Below are 18126 nucleotides of genomic sequence, written 5' to 3'. Positions count from 1 at the left end.
GCCGTCGCCGTGTAATGAAAATGAAGGGTGTTTGCGGGCGGATGCTTGTCGCTGGTTTTGATCGTGCAGCAAAGCCGTCGAGCGTTGTGATCGTTTGGCCCGGCGGCTGGATTTTTGATCCGTTACGGTATCGGCCTGCGCTTTCCAAGGAGACACGATGACGCTACCCACCTTTTCCATGGTCGATACCGCGCCCACGCCGGTCGGTCCTTTTTCTCACGCGGCCGAAGCGGATGGCTGGGTGTTCCTCACCGGTCAAATGCCGACCGATCCCGCCGACGACACCAAGCCCTTGCCCGAAGGCGTGGAAGCACAGACGCGACGCGTGATGGATAACCTGATTCTTGTGCTGGAAGGGATCGGGTTATCGCTGGATAACGTGGTCAGCGTGCGGATTTTCCTGACCGAATTCAAACGCGATTACGCCGCGATGAACGAGGTTTATAAAGGCTACTTTCTGCCTAAGCCGTTGCCGGCTAGGACGTGTATCGGCGTGACAGGGTTGGCTCGCGATGCGCTGGTGGAGATTGATTTCGTCGCCAAACGATGAGTTTATTTACTCGCCGATGAGTCCACGTGCCGGAAGGTGAGGTTGATCCGTTCTCCGCGGGCTTCCGGTTCTTTCGGCACCCTATGCGCCCAGTCGAGTTGAGTGCGCCCCTGCATGATGAGCAAGCTGCCGTGCGTGAGTTGAAGCGTATGCGTTTGCCGGGTCTTCGTATGCCGGAAGTCGAAGGTCCGCGTCGTGCCCAGACTTACCGAGGCGATCACCGGTTCTGGCCCGAGTTCACGCTCCTTGTCGGCATGCCAGCCCATGCTGTCCATGCCCGTGCGGTAGCGGTTGATCAGGACGCTGTTGAACGTCGTTTTCGCTTCGGCTTCGGCCTGTGTTTTGAGCGTTAATACGGCTGGCGTCCACGGCTTCGGAATGTTGCGAATGCCTGAGTACACGTACACCGCGCCAGGATCGCCCTGCCACGCGGTCAGGCGCGGGAAGGGGATCTTGCCGGCAGGCGTGTTCATTGAGTCCTGCTGCCAGGTGATTTCATCGAGCAAAGCGGCTAACGTGTCCGACGCCGTCGGCGCGTCCAGCCAGTCAGGCAGCCATACGATGTCAGGCTTGGGAATGTCGTCGAAGAGGTCGAACATGGCGGTGATTTTCGCCTTCAGGCTATCTGCTAAGTCGATGTCAGTAACTTAGCAGATTCTCTTTCCTGAAACTTGCTCACATGTTTCCAAAGCCGCCACGTTGCGCGGCGGCTCATCAATTCAACGAGCGAGCTTCGTCACCGTCACCCGTTTCTTCAGCACACGCGCTTGCAGCACGATCACCAGCAACAAGAACACGCCGCGTATCACCGATTGCCAATACGCCGACAGGCTGATAAAGCCCAGTCCATTCTCGAAGTTCAGCAGGTTGAACACCAAACCCAGCAGCGCGACGCCGGCTATCGTCATTGCGATCGATCCTTGTCCGCCGGTTAGCAACGTCCCGCCCAGCACCACCGCCGATATCGCGAACAACTCCCAGCCCACGCCTTCATTCGGCTGCCCTGCGCCGAATTGGGCAGCCAGTATCGCGCCCGCTATGCCGGCCAGCAAGCCGCTCAGCGCATAGACCGCGACCAGCGTCCTGTCTACATTCAAGCCCATCAAACGCGATGCTTCTTCGCTACCGCCTATGGCCAGCGCGTGTCGGCCGAAGCGTGTGCTTCGCAACGCCAGCCAGCCCAACACAGCCGCCAATGCCGCCACGATTCCCGGAATCGGCAAACCCCATAAATCCCCCTGTCCAAAGTTGGCGAAACTGGAGGTGGCCGCAATCGATACGGCATCGTTATGTCCCAGCAGCAACGCCAACCCATGCGCCCCCAGGCTGGTCGCCAACGTAACGATAAACGGCAAGATCCGCATGTGCGTGATGACGAGGCCATTCAACACGCCTATCGCGAGCCCCGCTGCCGCGCCCGCGAGCACCGCGACCAGACCGCCATACGGGCTCGCCAACGCAGCCACCACGCTCGCCAGCGCCGCCACCGTTCCGACCGACAGATCGATGCCGCCCGTGATGATCACAAACGCCATGCCCACCGATATCAACGCGAACATCGAGTTATATCGCCAGAAAGAATTGATGTTGTAGGCGGATGCAAAGTGGTCGTATCGAAGCACGCCGAGTACGAGTAACGCCGCTAACGCCAACAGAATGGGAAGGTTCTTTTTCATGTCGATGTATCCCTATCGCTGACGCCGCTGGACATACACTGCGGCGATGATGATGCCGGCTTTCACCACCAACGCGGCGGCATCGGGAATGCCGTGGGCAAGCAGCGTGTATCGCAGCAACTGGATGATCAGCGCGCCAATCAGCGTGCCCACTATGTACGCCCTGCCACCCGTCAACGCCGTGCCGCCCACGGCCACTGCGGCAATGGCATCGAGCTCGGAGCCGAGGCCGATCACGTTAGCGTCCGACGATGAATTCACGGAGATCGATATCAACCCCGCCAGCCCTGCCAACGCCGCGCACAAGGTGTAAGCGATCATCTTCACGCGTGCCGTTGGAATCCCGCTCAGGTACGCTGCGCGCTCATTGCCGCCCGTCACGAGCAGGTACTGGCCGAACAAGGTCTTGCGCACGATCCACGCGAACACGGCCACGAGCGCGAGCATCAGGAATACTTGCGCCGGCACGCCCGCCACGCGGCCCAGCGCGATCCACTGGAAGGCGGGGTTGTCGAACGCTTGCAGGCTGCCGTCGGTAAACACTTGTGCAATGCCGCGCCCAGCGATGAACAGCACCAGCGTCGCGACAATCGGCTGCACGGAGAGCCTCGTGACGAGGAAGCCGTTGAACACACCGCAGACAGCGGCGGCCAAAACAGGCAAGACAAAGGCCAACGCGATGCCGAACGGCCCGGCTACGTTCATGAAGATCATCGGCGCGAGCGAACCGGCAATCGCCATTGATGCGCCCACCGATAAATCGATACCACCCGTCGCCACGACCAGCGTCATCCCAATGCCGACGATCACGATCGTCACCACTTGCGTCAGGTTAACGTTGAAGGTTTGCAGCGACCAGAAGTGCTGCGTGAAGAGCAGGTTGAAAACGATCATCGCGAGCAGCACGGCGATCTCGCGCTGAATCGTTATCCGATGTTTTTTCTTCTGCGCGGCCTGCACGATCGGCGCGGCTGTTGCCGGTTGCGTTTTCTGATTCATGGCTGACCTTCTTTGGCATCGACCGCTTCCGCCAGCGTGGATTCTTCCCCCGATCCATACGCGATCGCATCCATGATCGATGCTTCGCTCATGCGCGCACCGTCGAGTTCGGCGACGGTCTTGCCATCGCGGATCACGACCGCGCGATCGGCTACCGCAGTGAGCTCTTCCAGCTCCGACGCCGACAGCAACACCGCCAGCCCCGAGTCGCGCAGTTCACGGATGATCTTGGCGACGTCGGCCTTGGCGCCGACATCAATCCCTCTTGTGGGTTCATCGAGCAGCAGCAAGGTTGGATTCGTCGCGAGCCAGCGCGCGAGCAAAACCTTCTGCTGATTACCGCCCGATAATTCGCGGATCGGTTGATCGGGCGAACGCATTTTGATGCCCAGCGATTCGATAAACTGGTCCACTATCTCGCGCTGCTTCGCGACATCGACCACACCGCGTTTGGTCAGCGTGCGCAGGCATACGAGCGTGAGGTTATCGCGCACCGACAGCTCCGGCACGATGCCTTCGCCCTTGCGGTCCTCGGTGAGATACGCAATCCCGCGCGCTATTGCGTCCTGCGGCGACTTGAGCGTAACTGGTTTGCCACCGATGGAAAGCGACCCGCGCTCGGCCGGATCCGCGCCGAACATCAACCGCATGGTTTCCGTTCGGCCCGAACCAAGCAGCCCGGCGAGACCAACGGCCTCGCCTGAGTGGACATCGAGCGATACATCCGACACCTTCGCGCCCGCGCCGAGGTTCATCGCGCTGATCGCCGTCGAACCGCGTTTGGCGAGGTTCGCTTCCTTGACCGCGCTGTCCTCGTGCACGACGGCGGCGAGTGTCCGACCAAGCATGGTGGTGACGAGTTGCAGCTTGTCGAGCGCGGCCATCGGGCTTTCCGCAACGGTTTGTCCGTCGCGCATGACCGTAACGCGATCGCACAGCGCATACAACTCATCCAGCCGATGCGAGACGAAAATCACCGCGCGGCCGTCGTCCCTTAAACGCCTCACTACGCTGAAGAGCAATTCGACTTCGCGTTCATCGAGCGAGGACGTGGATTCATCCATGATGACCATCTTCGCTTCCGACGATACCGCCCGCGCCAGCGCCACCATCTGCTGGATAGCGGTTGAAAACTCACGCACGGCTTTGCTGACATCGATCTGTAATCCGAACGAATCGAGCAATTCCTGCGCGCGCCGGTGAACCGTCTTCCAGTCGATCAACCCGAATCGACGCGGCTCGCGGCCGAGAAAAATGTTCTCGGCAATCGAGCGGAACGGGACGAGATTGATCTCCTGGTAGATCGTGCTGATACCGGCTTCGCGCGCTTCTTTCGGGCTGCGGAAATCGGCTTCGCGGCCATCGAAGCGAATCGTGCCTGACGTGCGCCGGTACGCGCCCGTCAGGATCTTGATCAGCGTCGACTTACCCGCGCCGTTCTGCCCGATCAGCGCATGCACTTCTCCTGCTGTCACCGACAGCCGGGCGTGCCGCAACGCGGCCACGCCGCCAAAGCTGATGTCGATGTCCTGCATCTCGAGCAGGGGTGATCCGGAATTCGGCGTGTTCATCTAGTGCGTCTCCCTGGCGACTGGTTTCACGCAGTGACTGCGTTTCCATCCGCCGGATACAAAAGAAGCGACGGCCCGCGAAAGACGGGGCGCGCCGCTTCGAACACCTTCGTTGCTCTTACCCAAGCGTCATACGTTCACTGAACGTGTTCGTTCAATAGCCGTACTGCATGCTCTCTTTAACGTTGCTTTTATCGTAGAAGCGGTCGGAGACTTTCACCCACGGCGGGACCGTTTCGCCCTTCGCGAATTTCTGCGCCACATCGCACGCGAGCGGGCCGAAGAACGGGCTCGACTGCACGCTTGCACCGAGTTCGCCGGCAGCGATGGCGTCCAAACCGCCCTTCGTCCCGTCGATGGTCACAATGGTGATGTCCTTGCCCGGCTGCTTGCCGGCCGCCTTGATAGCGGCAATCGCGCCGAGCGCCATTTCGTCGTTGTGCGCGTACACGGCGGTCACGTCGGGATGCGCCTGAAGCAGCGTTTCCATGACTTTACGACCCGTGTCACGCGCAAAGTCACCACTTTGCGACGCGATGATCTGCATGCCCGGATTCTTCGCGATCACGTCGTCAAAACCCTTCTTGCGATCGTTCGCAGCGGACGCACCCGTCGATCCTTCCAGTTCGATGATCTTCGCCTTGCCGCCAGTCGACTTGACCAGCCAGTCGGCCGCACGCTGCCCCTGGTTGATGAAGTCCGAGCCAATGAACGTAATGTAGTCGCGCCCCGCTTTCGCCACCGACTGATCCACGTCACGGTCGACCAGGATCACCGGAATGCCCGCTTTCTTCGCCTGCAACACAATTGGCGCGAGCGGCTTTTCTTCACGCGGCGGGAACACGATCAAATCGACGTGCTGCGCGATCATGCTCTGGATATCGGCGACTTGTTTCGATGCCGAGCTGTTCGCATCGGTCATCACCATCTGCCAGCCGCACTTCGCCGCGACGTCCTTGAAGCTCTTGGTTTCGGCGAGACGCCACGGGTTGTTGCTTTCGGTCTGGGCGAAGCCGACGCGCAAGGGTTTCTTGGTCGCGAGCTTGGGCAGGGGAGAGTCATCGGCGTGGGCGATGCTGAAGCCCGCGATCATCGACAGCGCGAGCGCCGACGTGGCCAGCACGCGCAACGGGAATTTGCGTTTGTTGAAATTTTCAAGCGACAGCATGTCTTCCTCCGGTATGGATGGTCCTGCTTTTTTAAGTGCTTCGGTCCTGCCGTGTTTTTCGTTCTTGGTGCTCCATCTCAATAAGTCGAGGTGCGATGATTATTCCACCGTATTTTATTATTGGTCAATCGCTAATATTATTAATTGCGGGCTGTTTTGCCACGGTAATTACCCTTACCGATGCGCGTTCCACCAGCGGCCCGTCGAGCTTCACCGTACGTCGGCGCACGGGTGCGCCGGCGGCGCGGTTGTGCTCCTCCTGGAGCAGTGTTTCAACGGCCCATCGGCCCAGTTCATAGTTGGGCAGGACGACCGTGGACAACGGCGGATGGGTATGCCGGGCGATCTCCTGATCGTCGTAGCCGAGTACGGAAACGTCTTCTGGCACCCTCAATCCGAGCTGCTTCAGCGCTTCGATTGCGCCGAGCGCCATCAAGTCGTTCGCGCAGAAAATGGCTGTTGGCGGGTTGGGCTGGCGCATTAACGACAGGGTCTGTTCGAAGCCAGAACCCGAACTCCAGTCGCCTTCACGCACCAGCTCGGCGGCGAACGGCAGGTCTGCAGTTGCGAGCGCCATCCGATATCCCTTCAGCCGGTCGCGCGACGCGTCTTGCCAGGGTTCGCCGTTCACATACCCAATCCTTCGATGCCCCGAGTTCAGCAAATATTCCGTCGCGGTATGGCCCCCCGTGACTTCAGCCGGCACCACCGACGAAAGCTCGGAATCGCCTGTGTAGCAGTTCAGCAGGACCGTTGGGACCTTGGAAAGCGCTGCGGGCAACGTCACCTTGCGCGTGTACACCGTCGCGTAAATCACGCCGAGCACGTTGGGGTTCGTCAGCGTGGCATCGAGCACTTGCTGTTCGATTTCCGCGTTGCCGTGCGTCGAGTAAACGGCAAGCATCCGGCCGTTTGCGAACGCTGTATCGCGCGCGCCGTCGATGTTCACCACCGGATGCGGACTCGTCGAAATTTCATCGGCGAGATACACGATCAGGTTCTTTTCGTTCGCCGTGATTGCGGCGTCCAGCGGCTCGCGGGATGTCATCCGATAGCCGAGATCCTGCGCGGCCTTCAGTACTTTGTTGCGTGTGGCGTCGGAGAATTTTGCGCTGGTCGCGTTGTTCAGTACGAGCGAGACGGTGGATTGCGAAACGCCGGTCAGCTTCGCGATGTCGGTCATCGTCGGACGGCGTTGCGTGGATTTTTTCATTGTCAGTGACCGCGAAAAGGCGGCGTTGCGTTGCGCTGAAACAGTCTGCGGATGCCGCCGACGGTACCACTAATATTTTCTATCGACAACGCTCGAAAACCATCGCCAGGATTGGCTTTGCCGGGGTTAAGACAAATCTAAGTGTTATTACTAATAATATTGACTATTTCGTGGCGGTCGTGCGATTCTCGGGGCGCACGCTGGGCTGTCGAATCAATGAAAGCCACGCGTGCCGACCGCGCCCGACTCGCGTGGCGCAACCAAGGAGACGACGATGGCCCGCTACGACGAGCGCGCTCGCGATGCGCTTGCGGAGGATTTTGAACGTGACGGTTTTGTGCTGCTGCCCGACCATTTCCCGCGCGCGACGCTCGAAGCGTGGGGCGCGGCTTTCGCGCCGCTTTTCACACCGCATGCGGAGGCGGCGCGCGAGCAGGGTGGCAGCGGCAATCGTGGGCCGGGGCGCTATTACGTCACGTTGCCGTTCGAAGGCGAGTTTGCCGATCCCGCCATTTTTTGCGATGACGATGTACTGGGAATCGTCGAGCGAATTGCCGGGCCGGATCCCGTGATGTGCCAGCTCGCCACCGATACCCCCGTGCGCGGTTCTGATTTTCAGGACTGGCATCGCGACACGCCGCCTTTGTTCGATGGCGTGCCGGAAACACCGTCGTTCCAGTTGGCGGTGAATTTTCCGCTTATCGATGTGAATGATGAGAACGGGTCGCTGGAGATTACGCGCGGGACGCATCGGATATCGCGTGAGGATGCGCTTGCCGGTTTGGCGACTGGCCGGTTTCCGGCGGAACGCGTTCCCATGCAACTCGGCGACGTGATGATCCGCGATGTGCGCGGGTTGCATCGGGGCACGCCGAATTTCACCGATACCCCGCGTCCGATGGTCGTGATCGGTTATAGCCGTTCGTGGTATTTCAGGCCGGAAGTACAGGTGCAAGTCCCGCGCGATGTGTTCGCCGCGTTGCCTGCCCGCGCGAAACGGTTGCTGCGTTATAGCCCGCAAGTCGACAAGACCCCGCGGACCTTCGATGAAAGTTATCAGCGGTTTGCATATTGAACGCCGATCGTCAGGAAGGCGTGAATCAAAGCGCCGCCAACAACCTTGATGACGACGCGTTTCGCATCGCGTTGAAGGATGCTGCGCTGATCGAACTGCGGTTCGAGGATCGGCGCGTGTTACTGGCGCCGCACGTCGGTGGGGCGATCGCGGCGTTCTACGATCTGCCGGACGGCAACGGCAACGATGGTCGCGGCGCGCTGCATTGGCTGCGCCCCGCGTCGGCCGACGCGCTCGCTGCTTGCAACCCACTCGGCATGGCGAGCTTTCCGCTGTTGCCGTACTGCAACCGGCTACGCGACGCGCGTTTTACTTTCGACGGCCGCGAGGTCGATCTATCCGCCGATGGCAACGCGTTCGATCACGCGCTGCATGGGCACGCGTGGCGGCGGCCGTGGCGCGTGGGTCTGGTGTCGTCGACCATGGTGGAATTGCATCTGAACCACGAACCTGGCAGCGAACCGGCGCACCACTGGCCGTATCGATATGAAGCGACGCAGCGTTTCGAACTCGATGACTCAGGCTTGTTCGTCACCATGTCGATACGCAATCTCGCCGGTCAGCCTATGCCGTTCGGCATGGGTCATCATCCTTATTACCCTCGCACGCCGGCGACGCGCATCCACACCCACGTCCGCGCGATGTGGCACGCCACGCAGGATCTCCTGCCAACGTTTCTCGGCGCGCATCCGTGCGTTGATGCGTTGGCGTCGCCTGAAGGCTTGTCCGCGAATGCCTTCGATCTCGACAACAACTTCGCTGGCTGGTCGAGGTCGGCGACCATCGACTGGCCGGATGAACTCCGCAGCGTGACGCTTTGCGCCGATGCGCCGTTCGATCACATGGTTTTATACGCACCCTCGGCGCATCCTGACCTGCTGTGCGTGGAGCCTGTAACGAACACGGTGGATTTCCTGAATCTCGATGCGCCGCGAGAGGACGTGGGCGGGGGCGTCCTGATGCCCGGAGAAACAGTGCAAGCACGCTTCGGCTGGATGCCGGGCGATCTTGCCCAATCCGACGTCGAACGGAACAAATCCACTTTCCCGGTATCATCCTGAAATTATCCGCGAGCTTGATCCACTGAGCGCGCGAGCACCTTCAGCATTCTCAAAAATCCAGGAAAGTACCATGACGACGATCGACAGCGCGCCCGGCGAATCCACCCAACCGCGCCGGGTCTTGCTCGTCGATGACAGCGTCGATGCAGCCGAAGCCATGTCGATGCTACTCGAAACGCTAGGCCACGAAGTTCGTGTGATGCATGACGGCCCGAGCGCGCTTGCCATGGTCGATGACTTCGCGCCCGATGTCGTGGTCTTGGATATCGGCTTGCCGGGCATGGACGGTTTTGAGGTCGCGCGGGAGTTGCGCACGCGCGCGGTGACTAAGACCGCGTTGCTGATCGCGTTGACGGGTTATGGCGCGGACAGCGACAAGAAAGCAGCCCGCGATGCCGGCTTCGACCATCATCTGGTCAAACCCGTGTCTTTCACCGCGATAGAAACCGTGATCGCGGCGTCATTTGCAGACCGCGCGAAGTAAAGCTCGAAGTAAAGCTGGAAGTAAAACGCGAAGTAAAACCCCCGCTCACTCCACCCTTAACTTCGCCATATACGGCAGATGATCGGACAGCCATGCGGTGTCCTGCGTCGGTGTGATCCATTCAACCGGTTTCATACCGCGCACGAACATCTTGTCGAGCGCGAGCGCGGGTGAAAACGCTGGATAGGTCCGACCGGATTCGCCGAGCATGGTCGCCACTTCGCTCATCCCAAGTTCACCGAAGACCCCCACCGAATCATTACGCCAGTCGTTGAAGTCGCCCGCCAGAACGAGCGGCCCTTCAGGCGCTTCCTTCGAAATCCACAACGCAATCCAGTTCATTTGCCGCAGCCGCGCCGCTCGCGTCAACGCAAGATGCGCGCACAGCAGCGTGACCGAGCGACCGGCAAACGTGGCGCGCGCGACCAGCAAGCCGCGCCGCTCGAATCGATGCGCCGAGATGTCCCAACGTCCACCCAGATCCAGCGGATGCGGGGAAAGAATCGCGTTGCCATGCCGCCACGATGGCTTGAACACGTTCTGCCCGAGCGCGATCTGCAAATCGAGCGATGTTGCTATTTCCGTCGCCTGACAATGCCAGATGTCATCGACCGGGGCATCGAGCGGATTGCCGAAACTCGCCGCCAGCACCGGCTGCGGCATCCGGCGCGCCATGGCTTCCTGCAGGAAATAGGCATCGGCTTTGGTCGACTGAACCCAGCGCTGCATTGCGCTCCACGCCTGGAGGCCGAGCGGTGAGCGGCCCTTGTGCAGGTTCCAGCTCACGGCCACGAAGTCGGGGGTGTCGTGAGCGGAGGGAATTCCGGAGGTGAAATGTTCTGGATTTCGCATGCGATGAGTGTGTTGACCGCGAAGTTGAACGGCGCGGTGTGGGACGCGGCGGCGCCGAGCGTGATCGACGCGCGGCGCGCTACTGCGCAGCCGTTGCCAGCGTCGCACGAACCTTGTAGGTGAGCGACGGATTTTTATCGATGATCTGCCACGTCGACCATTCGCCCGGCTTCAAGACCAGCCCGGGATGCGTGGCACTGACCTGACGCGGTTGGGGCGGCAGCTTGCAACCCTGATCCGTAACGGCCGCGGTGCTGTCCTGCAAGGTTTCCTGCGCGTCGATCTGCAACGTGATGTCGTCGCTGTTGGCGTGTATGGGGGAAATGGTGAGGGTGCGCTGCAGGTCGATGTCGCCGGCGGGTTTGTCCGCGCAACCGACGTTGTTTTTTACCACGTGATGATGGGTATCGGTGTGGGCCTGGCCGACGCTGGTCGTGCCAGTGAAGCTGTCGGTCTGCTGACCATCCTGCACAACCTGCAGTTCCCATTTGACCGGCTGCGGCGGCGTGCCTTGCGCAAGGGCGCTGAAAGGCGCGGTGAGCGCGGCGCAGAACAGCAACGCTGCCGTCTGGTATTTCAACATGTGTGCTTTTCTCCTGATCCCTTATTGCGTCTGGGCCATGGCCCGTTCGATCCGGGTAGCTTGCCTGGTGACTCTGACTCTGATCCGCTGCTGGCGTTCGGCCCCGAAATGTTTCCAAAAGCTACCGGCGCGTAGGCGAAAACGGCGGCAATGTCGTGCGTTCCATCCAATAGGATCCAATAGGCGACGCACTTTCCGCACCCGGCACGCACCCATTTTTTCCGCAGCGCAGCTTGTCGATCATACAAGCGCTTGGGCTCGCCTGCCGAAGCCATCGCATTTTTAACCGTTTAGCAGCAGACGCCCGGGACTGCTCGCTTGCGTGCATCTTTATGGCCGATAAACTGGATTTGCCGATCAACAAAACCGGGGAAAGCCATGAGCACCGCCGTAGTCAAACAAGAACTCGCCGTGGCGTCGTTCAGCAAGGTCTACGACCTGGACGAGGTTGAAACTGCATTGAACGACCTGAGCGAAGGGGGCAGCGAGGCGCTGCGCGCGACGTACGAAAAGATGCTGAAAGCGGGCAATCTGCGCTTTTGCGTCAAGCCGAACCGGATGCCGTCCATAGACGATCTGGTGGCGGACTTGCCCAATTTCCAGGAGCCGCTCAACGACGTCCGCAAGCAGATCGCGCTGTGCCTTGAAACCGAGGACAGGCTCGAATTGATGCCCATGTTGCTGCTCGGCGATCCCGGCATTGGCAAGACGCATTTCGCGAAACAGCTTGCGCGTTTGCTCGGTACTTCCTGCCATTACCTCGCCATGAGTTCGCTGACGGCGGGCTGGATCTTGTCGGGCGCGTCATCGCAATGGCGCAACGCGAAGCCGGGCAAAGTGTTCGATGCGCTCGTGAACGGCAGTTACGCCAATCCGGTGATGACGGTCGATGAAATCGACAAAGCCACCGGCGACGCCCAATACGATCCGCTCGGCGCGCTGTACGCATTGCTGGAACACGATACGGCGCAGAGTTTCATCGATGAATTCGCTGAAATTCCGATCAACGCCGGCAATGTGGTCTGGATCGCGACGGCGAATCAGGCAAACACGATTCCCGAGCCGTTGCTGAACCGGATGAACGTGTACGAGATCGCGCCGCCGGATCGCGATGGCGCGCGCCGTATTGCCCAGTCGATTTATCACGAGATCCGCAGCGCGCATGCGTGGGGCGCACGCTTTCCGGAAACACTCGGCGACGCGCCGCTCGACGCATTGACGCAGGCTTCCCCGCGAGCCATGCGGCGCGCGATGCTCAATGCTTTTGGCAACGCACGTATCGATAACCGGCATGAAGTGCAGGCGCGGGACATCGAATTAGGCAATGGTGGCCGAAAGAAATCGATCGGGTTCTGATCGGGCGTTTTGGCAAAATCTGCAAAAACCCCTCGAAATATGGCCTGAAACTGACTTTTTTCGGGCAAAAAGGCCATATTTCCTGATTTGGCCCGGATTATTTCGGAAAATGATGCCTTATGGGAGTCGGTATGGCTAATCGCACGAAAAGCGCAATAACGCGCGATAAACCACGCGAAGCGCTCGTGCTGGCTGGCCTAGAATAGTGAGATGGACAGAATCGAATGTGTGGTGATTGGCGCTGGCGTGGTCGGACTCGCTGTCGCGCGGGCGATGGCCGCGCGTGGCCGCGAGGTGATCGTGCTCGAGGCGGGCGAAGCGGTCGGCACGAGCACGAGTTCGCGCAATAGCGAGGTGATCCACGCGGGGCTGTATTACCCGCGCGGCTCGCTGAAGGCCGATTTGTGCGTGCGTGGCCGGGCGATGCTCTACGAGTATTGCGACGCCCACGGCGTCCCGTACAACCGCTGCGGCAAATTACTCGTTGCCACGGCGCGCAACCAGTTGCCGCAACTGACGGCGATCCAGAACAAGGCTGTCGAAAACGGCGTCACGGACCTGGTGCGCGTAAGCGGCGCCGAAGCCATGGAGATGGAGCCGCAGCTTCAGTGCGTGGAAGCGTTTTTCTCGCCTCAGACCGGCATTATCGATAGCCATCAATTCATGCTCGCGTTGCAAGGCGACGCAGAACGCGACGGCGCGACGGTGGCGTTTCATACGCCGGTGACGGATATCGATGCCCGCGACGGTGCGTTTATCGTGGAAACGGGGGGCGAAGCGCCGATGCGCTTTCAGGCCGATTGCGTGATCAACAGCGCGGGGCTGTCGGCGAACCAGATTGCGCGCACTATCCGCGGGCTCGACGCGCGCCATGTGCCGCCGCTGTATTTCGCTAAGGGCAATTACTTCGCCGTGAGCGGCCGGACGCCGTTTGACCGCCTGATTTATCCGATGCCGAATGAAGCCGGACTCGGCGTGCATCTCACTATCGATATGGGTGGGCAGGCCAAGTTCGGTCCTGACGTGGAATGGATCCAGAAGATCGATTACACCGTCGATCCGCAGCGCGCGGCCAGCTTTTACGCCGCCATTCGCGCGTATTGGCCGAATCTTCCCGACGACGCGCTACAACCCGCTTACGCAGGGATTCGGCCAAAACTTTCCGGGCCGGGGCAGCCGGCGGCCGACTTCCTGATTCAGGGACGGGCGGCACACGGCATGGCCGGGTTGGTGAACTTGTTCGGGATTGAATCGCCCGGGTTGACGGCGTCGCTGGCGATTGCGGAGAAGGTCGCGAAGATGTTGGGGTGAAGGCGAAGTGAGGGCGACGCCCGCTGCGACCTTTCGCCATCGGTTATCTATAAGATTTGGCTGAGTTTGTTGTGCTTCGCATTGATATGCTTTGGAGATCGTCGTCGACAAGAACGGCGCACACCCCCAATACCACGGAGCACATTCTCATGAAGTCCTCACGACGCACGTTCCTGATTTCGAGCATTGGCGTGGCATCGGCGCTGGCGGTTTCGCGTACCGCATTCGCCGACCCCGTCAAACTGGCCGAGTCAGATTCAATGGCGCAAAGCCTCGGCTACAAGCTGGACGCTACAACCGTCGATAAAGCCAAATTCCCGCGCTACGCCACCGGCCAGGATTGCGGCAATTGCTCGTTCTATCAAGGCAAAGCCACCGATGCGTTTGCAGGCTGCCCGATGTTCGCCGGCAAGCAGGTTGCATCGAAGGGCTGGTGCAACGCTTATAACAAGAAAGCCTGAGCGGCCGGTAGCCCGTGATCATCGAAATGCGCGGTCTTGATGTATTGATCTCTTGCCGGATGACCCATGAAAGTTGTCAAAAGCCGCGAATTTACTGCCGAGCGCGCGTGGGGCGCACTTGATATCGCCACGATGAACGGCGTCTCATGCCGTCTGCACTGGACTGATGCGCCGTATAAATGGCACGTGAACGACGGCGAGGAAGTCTTCGCGGTCATGCAAGGCCAGGTGCGGATGCGCGTGCGGCGAGAGGGCGTAGAGGAAGAATGGCTGCTCGACGCCGGCGATATCTTCCACGCCCATCCCGGCGATGAACATGTCGCCGAGCCGGTGGGTATCGCGCGAATCCTGGTGATTGAGAAAGAAGGAAGCGTTTGAAATAAGTTCACGCGTCAGTGCAGAGGCTTTTCGGCCAGAGTGCGAGCTTCGCGTGTACGCATGCGTGACTTGCACCGGTTTCCAGGCTGGCGAGCGCGGCTGCGACTGAGAACGTGCGTAAAAAAGCCGTCCCGCAATACCCCGGAACGGCTTCTTATTCAGCAGACGATATACCTGCGCCGCACTTTGGCTCCATGACAATCGACGGTTATAACGCCGTCTTGAGCCGAACTACGAGGGCAAACTCAGCGGATGCGCTTAAACCGTCGCCTTGCGTTCCAGACCCGCTTTCACCAACAACTCCGCCAGCGCTTCCGACATTCCGCCTTCGTGCTTGGCGGCTTGTTCCTGCAGTTGCCTGACGAGATCGCTGTCCAGCTTGCAGGCGAACGGCACGAGTCCTTTTTCCTGATCCAGCCGGCGCTGTTCGCGCTTGTCCAGCTTCGGCTGTCCAGCTTGCGGGCCGAAGCTCGACGCGCTGTTTTGCTTCAGGCCGTTGGCGAGCTTGAGCGCCTTGTTTTTTTCCATTTCGAATTTTTTCACGCGAAGCTCCAAAAGCTATAGAGGCACAGGGCCGAGGCGCGTATTGTACGCACCTCCGGGCTTGAGCCATTTCTGAGCGCGATTACCGAGGGACTAATGAGCGGCTAATGAGCCATTAGCCGGACGCCGGAACAGGCGGAATGCCGGTCGTGGCGTCCATCAATTCTTCGATCCGCGCGCGCATCCGCTTCCAGTGCGACCCTTCCCAAAATACCCGTCTGCAGACATCGCACGTGACAAACCGCGCGTGCCGTTCAAGCACACCTTCCGGCACGCGGTCGCTCACCTCGTCCGCGCTCGCGCGGCGCAGCGGCGCGTTGCACATCAGGCACAGGCGGAAGGGGCGGACATGCTGCGCAAGTCCGAGCCGTGTCGCGACTTCGCGCCATTGCGCATCGGGTTGTAGCGTGCGCACGTAGCAGCCGTGGACCAGCGAGCGGCGCTTCAGTAATTCACGATCGCGCGTGAGCACCACGCGATGTTCGGCGAGCGCAAGCTGCTCGATTTCATCGTCGGGGAAATGGTTGTCGTAGCGGGTATCGAAACCGGCTAGCCGAAGCAGTTGAGCCAGGCCGCCAAGATGGGCATCGGCGATAAAACGCAGCGTCTCCAGCCGCAATGGCGCGCGCAACGGATGCACGATTTCAAGCGCGCGAGGCATCATGCCGGGCGGATAGACATCGATAAAATCGGCGTCTTCCATGAGGGTATCGAAGCCGGCGGGCAGGCCGTTGCGTAGAATTAGCGCTACCTCGGTGTGCGGCACGCCGAGTGCTTCGATCATATGCTTGGTCGTCGACGCCACCGGACACACGTACGCAAACGCCTGTTCGCGCTGCGGCCGCGCCAGGAACTCATTCAACTCCCGATGAAAACGGAACGTGGCAGTCGTCATGGATTCGAGTATCGCATCGCTTCGACGGAGCTGCTTTGAGTCGCGTCGGAGCGAGGGGCGTGGCGGGGGCATCGTATTCGTCAACCGCAACGAAAGTTGCATGGAACCGGAGTAAGGCGTTAAAGCCGGAACTCTGGTCAACCGCAATGAAGTTGCATGGGACCGGAGTAAGGCGTTAAAGCCGGAACTCTGGTCAACCGCAATGAAGTTGCATGGGACCAGAGTAACCCGCTAAAGCGGGAACTCCGGTCGACACAGGAGAACGACATGGATATTGGATTTATTGGACTCGGCAACATGGGCGGCGCGATGGCGCTAAATGCGCTGAAGGCCGGCCACACGGTACGCGTCTGGAACCGCTCACCCGACGCCGCGAAAGCGCTCGCCGAACAAGGCGCGCGCGTGGTTGCATCGGCGGATGAAGCGTTTTCGGGCGACGCGGTGTTCTCCATGCTCGCCGACGACGCCGCGTTGCGCGCCGTTCTCATCGACAGCGGCTTGCTCGAGCGCGCGCCCAAAGGACTGGTCCACGTGAACATGGCCACCATTTCCGTGGCGTTCTGCGAGGAACTGGCGAGCCTGCACGAGCGGCACGGCGTGGCGTACGTCGCGGCACCCGTGCTCGGGCGGCCGGATGTCGCGGCGGCGGGCAAACTGAATATCGTGGCGGCGGGCGCCGATGAAGCCATCGCTCGTGTGCAACCGGTCTTCGATGTCATCGGCCAGAAGACGTGGCGCGTCGGTACTGCACCGCAACACGCGAACGTGTTCAAACTGGCGGCGAACTTCATGCTGGCATCGGCGATCGAAACAACGGCCGAGGCCGCGTCGCTGATGACGGGGCATGGCATCGATCCGCACGCGTTCCTCGACGTGATCTCGAACACGCTGTTTCCGGGCCCGGTGTACCAGGGTTATGGCCGGATGATCGCCGACAACCGCTATGAACCGGCGTTGTTCAAGGCGCGGCTTGGCCTGAAAGACGTACGGCTCGCGCTCGCTGCGGGCGATGCCGTGAACGTGGCGCTGCCCGTGGCAAGCCTGGTGCGCGACAACCTGATCGATGTCCTCGCCCAGGGCGACGGCGACAAGGACCTGGCCGTGCTGGGAAAGGTCGCCGCACGCCGGGCGGGGAAGAAGGTGTGATCAATACGGTTTGATTCTTGCGCGGCAGTAAAAGTAAAGCCCGAGTAAAGCCCGGACGCGACGGCGTTGTATCGACGATAAATAGCGGCAACGGACAGGAACGTTCCCTATACTTGTCGCGCCGTTTGCCTCAGGTTCGGGATCGTTTCGAATTTGACAGCATTCTGGACAGCATTCGGTGGCGCACATACGGACACACGCCGCTGGTGCAGGCTTTTCAAAAGGTCTCGTCGGCGACGAAACCGGCTTGAAAGGTGGTTTGGACGTGACCTGGAAGCGGGTTTTCGGGTCGACTCCCGGGCCAGCGTATAAAAAGACGAAGCGGAGACAGGACAGCGCCCACTATGAAAAGCACTCTTCGGGGTCTCATGTTCGTGGCGGCATCGGCGGGCCTTGCATGGGCTTGCATGAGTACGCCCGCGATCGCTCTCGCCGACGACACCCCCAATCCCTGCGATGCACTCAAGCACATCGTGGCGGCCGCACCTCATGGTTTCGCCTCCCTGCGACCCGACGATGGCAAAGCCGTCGCGCAGCCTTATGGCCGCGATGCGCAGTGCGCGGCGAAAGCCGGCACTTATAGCTGTTCGTGGACGAAGGGGGCAAACGCCGGATCGGCGGCGGACGCTTTGCAGGGCGTGGCGGCGGACATTGCCGCGTGCTTGCCGGACGCTACCCACGATCAAAACTCGCCGGGCCGGCAGCATTTTTATATTGGGGCGCGGGGGCAGCGCACGCAGATCACTGCAACGACTGCTGGTGCTGGAAAGTTGACGCTCGCGGTGTCGGGCAAATGAGGGGACA

20 protein-coding genes are annotated in these 18126 nt (G+C 60.5%); 10 read left to right on the top strand and 10 right to left on the bottom strand.

Annotated features, from left to right (window positions below):
- Positions 1 to 157 precede the first annotated feature (157 nt).
- Positions 158 to 550 (top strand): RidA family protein, encoded by a 393-nt coding sequence (locus tag ACSQ36_RS18205; protein ID WP_213768876.1) that lies wholly within the window; start codon positions 158 to 160, stop codon positions 548 to 550.
- A 2-nt stretch (positions 551 to 552) separates the two neighbouring features.
- Here ACSQ36_RS18205 and ACSQ36_RS18200 read toward each other — a convergent pair whose 3' ends face one another.
- From ACSQ36_RS18200 to ACSQ36_RS18175, 6 genes are all read right to left on the bottom strand, one after another.
- Positions 553 to 1149 (bottom strand): alpha-ketoglutarate-dependent dioxygenase AlkB family protein, encoded by a 597-nt coding sequence (locus ACSQ36_RS18200; RefSeq protein WP_436182889.1) that lies wholly within the window; start codon positions 1147 to 1149, stop codon positions 553 to 555.
- Between the two features lie 120 nt (positions 1150 to 1269).
- On the bottom strand, positions 1270 to 2226 hold the full coding sequence (locus tag ACSQ36_RS18195; protein ID WP_436182888.1) for an ABC transporter permease: 957 nt from the start codon (positions 2224 to 2226) through the stop codon (positions 1270 to 1272).
- Positions 2227 to 2238: 12 nt separating this feature from the next.
- A complete protein-coding gene (locus ACSQ36_RS18190) occupies positions 2239 to 3225 on the bottom strand; it encodes an ABC transporter permease (RefSeq protein WP_436182887.1) in 987 nt (328 codons plus the stop codon).
- Positions 3222 to 4796 (bottom strand): sugar ABC transporter ATP-binding protein, encoded by a 1575-nt coding sequence (locus tag ACSQ36_RS18185; RefSeq protein WP_436182886.1) that lies wholly within the window; start codon positions 4794 to 4796, stop codon positions 3222 to 3224. Before ACSQ36_RS18185 ends, ACSQ36_RS18190 begins: the two co-directional genes overlap by 4 nt.
- Before the next feature lie 154 nt (positions 4797 to 4950).
- Positions 4951 to 5964: an ABC transporter substrate-binding protein gene (locus tag ACSQ36_RS18180; RefSeq protein WP_213768871.1), complete on the bottom strand. Its 1014-nt coding sequence runs from the start codon at positions 5962 to 5964 to the stop codon at positions 4951 to 4953.
- A gap of 124 nt (positions 5965 to 6088) precedes the next feature.
- Positions 6089 to 7147: a LacI family DNA-binding transcriptional regulator gene (locus ACSQ36_RS18175; RefSeq protein WP_436183214.1), complete on the bottom strand. Its 1059-nt coding sequence runs from the start codon at positions 7145 to 7147 to the stop codon at positions 6089 to 6091.
- Positions 7148 to 7451: 304 nt separating this feature from the next.
- On the opposite strand from ACSQ36_RS18175, the gene ACSQ36_RS18170 reads away from it, so the two are divergent.
- From ACSQ36_RS18170 to ACSQ36_RS18160, 3 genes are all read left to right on the top strand, one after another.
- Positions 7452 to 8252 carry a phytanoyl-CoA dioxygenase family protein gene (locus ACSQ36_RS18170; RefSeq protein WP_213768870.1) on the top strand — a complete coding sequence of 267 codons (801 nt, stop codon included), beginning with the start codon at positions 7452 to 7454 and terminating at the stop codon, positions 8250 to 8252.
- 65 nt (positions 8253 to 8317) lie between these two features.
- Positions 8318 to 9313, top strand: a complete 996-nt coding sequence (locus ACSQ36_RS18165) for an aldose 1-epimerase (protein WP_436183213.1) — start codon at positions 8318 to 8320, stop codon at positions 9311 to 9313.
- Positions 9314 to 9383: 70 nt separating this feature from the next.
- Positions 9384 to 9797, top strand: coding sequence for a response regulator (locus ACSQ36_RS18160; protein WP_436182885.1), 414 nt, complete (start codon positions 9384 to 9386; stop codon positions 9795 to 9797).
- A 45-nt stretch (positions 9798 to 9842) separates the two neighbouring features.
- On the opposite strand, the gene ACSQ36_RS18155 is transcribed toward ACSQ36_RS18160, so the two are convergent.
- Both ACSQ36_RS18155 and ACSQ36_RS18150 read right to left on the bottom strand, forming a co-directional pair.
- Positions 9843 to 10649: an endonuclease/exonuclease/phosphatase family protein gene (locus ACSQ36_RS18155; protein ID WP_089166047.1), complete on the bottom strand. Its 807-nt coding sequence runs from the start codon at positions 10647 to 10649 to the stop codon at positions 9843 to 9845.
- A gap of 79 nt (positions 10650 to 10728) precedes the next feature.
- A complete protein-coding gene (locus ACSQ36_RS18150) occupies positions 10729 to 11232 on the bottom strand; it encodes a hypothetical protein (protein WP_436182884.1) in 504 nt (167 codons plus the stop codon).
- A gap of 378 nt (positions 11233 to 11610) precedes the next feature.
- On the opposite strand from ACSQ36_RS18150, the gene ACSQ36_RS18145 reads away from it, so the two are divergent.
- The 4 genes from ACSQ36_RS18145 to ACSQ36_RS18130 all read left to right on the top strand — a co-directional run bounded on the left by ACSQ36_RS18145 (position 11611) and on the right by ACSQ36_RS18130 (position 14738).
- Positions 11611 to 12588: an AAA family ATPase gene (locus ACSQ36_RS18145; RefSeq protein ID WP_089166049.1), complete on the top strand. Its 978-nt coding sequence runs from the start codon at positions 11611 to 11613 to the stop codon at positions 12586 to 12588.
- 210 nt (positions 12589 to 12798) lie between these two features.
- Entirely contained in the window at positions 12799 to 13899 is a 1101-nt protein-coding gene (locus tag ACSQ36_RS18140) for an NAD(P)/FAD-dependent oxidoreductase (protein WP_436182883.1), read from the top strand.
- Positions 13900 to 14048: 149 nt separating this feature from the next.
- The gene (locus ACSQ36_RS18135) at positions 14049 to 14360 is read left to right on the top strand and encodes a high-potential iron-sulfur protein (RefSeq protein WP_436182882.1); all 312 of its coding nucleotides are present in this window, start codon (positions 14049 to 14051) and stop codon (positions 14358 to 14360) included.
- 66 nt (positions 14361 to 14426) lie between these two features.
- Positions 14427 to 14738, top strand: a complete 312-nt coding sequence (locus ACSQ36_RS18130; RefSeq protein ID WP_436182881.1) for a cupin domain-containing protein — start codon at positions 14427 to 14429, stop codon at positions 14736 to 14738.
- A 258-nt stretch (positions 14739 to 14996) separates the two neighbouring features.
- On the opposite strand, the gene ACSQ36_RS18125 is transcribed toward ACSQ36_RS18130, so the two are convergent.
- Together ACSQ36_RS18125 and ACSQ36_RS18120 are read right to left on the bottom strand one after the other, a co-directional pair.
- Positions 14997 to 15266, bottom strand: a complete 270-nt coding sequence (locus ACSQ36_RS18125) for a hypothetical protein (protein ID WP_213768887.1) — start codon at positions 15264 to 15266, stop codon at positions 14997 to 14999.
- 130 nt (positions 15267 to 15396) lie between these two features.
- A complete protein-coding gene (locus tag ACSQ36_RS18120; protein ID WP_436182880.1) occupies positions 15397 to 16176 on the bottom strand; it encodes a Mut7-C RNAse domain-containing protein in 780 nt (259 codons plus the stop codon).
- Between the two features lie 189 nt (positions 16177 to 16365).
- Between ACSQ36_RS18120 and ACSQ36_RS18115 the strand changes: the two genes are divergently transcribed.
- Together ACSQ36_RS18115 and ACSQ36_RS18110 are read left to right on the top strand one after the other, a co-directional pair.
- Positions 16366 to 17322, top strand: a complete 957-nt coding sequence (locus ACSQ36_RS18115) for an NAD(P)-dependent oxidoreductase (protein ID WP_436183212.1) — start codon at positions 16366 to 16368, stop codon at positions 17320 to 17322.
- 368 nt (positions 17323 to 17690) lie between these two features.
- Positions 17691 to 18119, top strand: a complete 429-nt coding sequence (locus ACSQ36_RS18110; RefSeq protein WP_436183211.1) for a hypothetical protein — start codon at positions 17691 to 17693, stop codon at positions 18117 to 18119.
- Positions 18120 to 18126 lie beyond the last annotated feature (7 nt).

The organism is Caballeronia sp. LjRoot34, assembly GCF_964253815.1.
Taxonomy (GTDB): domain Bacteria; phylum Pseudomonadota; class Gammaproteobacteria; order Burkholderiales; family Burkholderiaceae; genus Caballeronia.
Note: the sequence above shows the minus strand (reverse complement) of the source record. Positions and strands in the feature narration are given on the sequence as shown.

Coding starts and splice junctions, on each gene's coding strand:
- ACSQ36_RS18130 (WP_436182881.1), top strand. CDS start 14,427: ATGAAAGTTGTCAAAAGCCGCGAATTTACTGCCGAGCGCGCGTGGGGC.
- ACSQ36_RS18205 (WP_213768876.1), top strand. CDS start 158: ATGACGCTACCCACCTTTTCCATGGTCGATACCGCGCCCACGCCGGTC.
- ACSQ36_RS18135 (WP_436182882.1), top strand. CDS start 14,049: ATGAAGTCCTCACGACGCACGTTCCTGATTTCGAGCATTGGCGTGGCA.
- ACSQ36_RS18120 (WP_436182880.1), bottom strand. CDS start 16,176: ATGACGACTGCCACGTTCCGTTTTCATCGGGAGTTGAATGAGTTCCTG.
- ACSQ36_RS18160 (WP_436182885.1), top strand. CDS start 9,384: ATGACGACGATCGACAGCGCGCCCGGCGAATCCACCCAACCGCGCCGG.
- ACSQ36_RS18125 (WP_213768887.1), bottom strand. CDS start 15,266: ATGGAAAAAAACAAGGCGCTCAAGCTCGCCAACGGCCTGAAGCAAAAC.
- ACSQ36_RS18110 (WP_436183211.1), top strand. CDS start 17,691: ATGTTCGTGGCGGCATCGGCGGGCCTTGCATGGGCTTGCATGAGTACG.
- ACSQ36_RS18180 (WP_213768871.1), bottom strand. CDS start 5,964: ATGCTGTCGCTTGAAAATTTCAACAAACGCAAATTCCCGTTGCGCGTG.
- ACSQ36_RS18195 (WP_436182888.1), bottom strand. CDS start 2,226: ATGAAAAAGAACCTTCCCATTCTGTTGGCGTTAGCGGCGTTACTCGTA.
- ACSQ36_RS18200 (WP_436182889.1), bottom strand. CDS start 1,149: ATGTTCGACCTCTTCGACGACATTCCCAAGCCTGACATCGTATGGCTG.
- ACSQ36_RS18190 (WP_436182887.1), bottom strand. CDS start 3,225: ATGAATCAGAAAACGCAACCGGCAACAGCCGCGCCGATCGTGCAGGCC.
- ACSQ36_RS18145 (WP_089166049.1), top strand. CDS start 11,611: ATGAGCACCGCCGTAGTCAAACAAGAACTCGCCGTGGCGTCGTTCAGC.
- ACSQ36_RS18150 (WP_436182884.1), bottom strand. CDS start 11,232: ATGTTGAAATACCAGACGGCAGCGTTGCTGTTCTGCGCCGCGCTCACC.
- ACSQ36_RS18175 (WP_436183214.1), bottom strand. CDS start 7,147: ATGACCGACATCGCGAAGCTGACCGGCGTTTCGCAATCCACCGTCTCG.
- ACSQ36_RS18185 (WP_436182886.1), bottom strand. CDS start 4,796: ATGAACACGCCGAATTCCGGATCACCCCTGCTCGAGATGCAGGACATC.
- ACSQ36_RS18155 (WP_089166047.1), bottom strand. CDS start 10,649: ATGCGAAATCCAGAACATTTCACCTCCGGAATTCCCTCCGCTCACGAC.
- ACSQ36_RS18170 (WP_213768870.1), top strand. CDS start 7,452: ATGGCCCGCTACGACGAGCGCGCTCGCGATGCGCTTGCGGAGGATTTT.
- ACSQ36_RS18140 (WP_436182883.1), top strand. CDS start 12,799: ATGGACAGAATCGAATGTGTGGTGATTGGCGCTGGCGTGGTCGGACTC.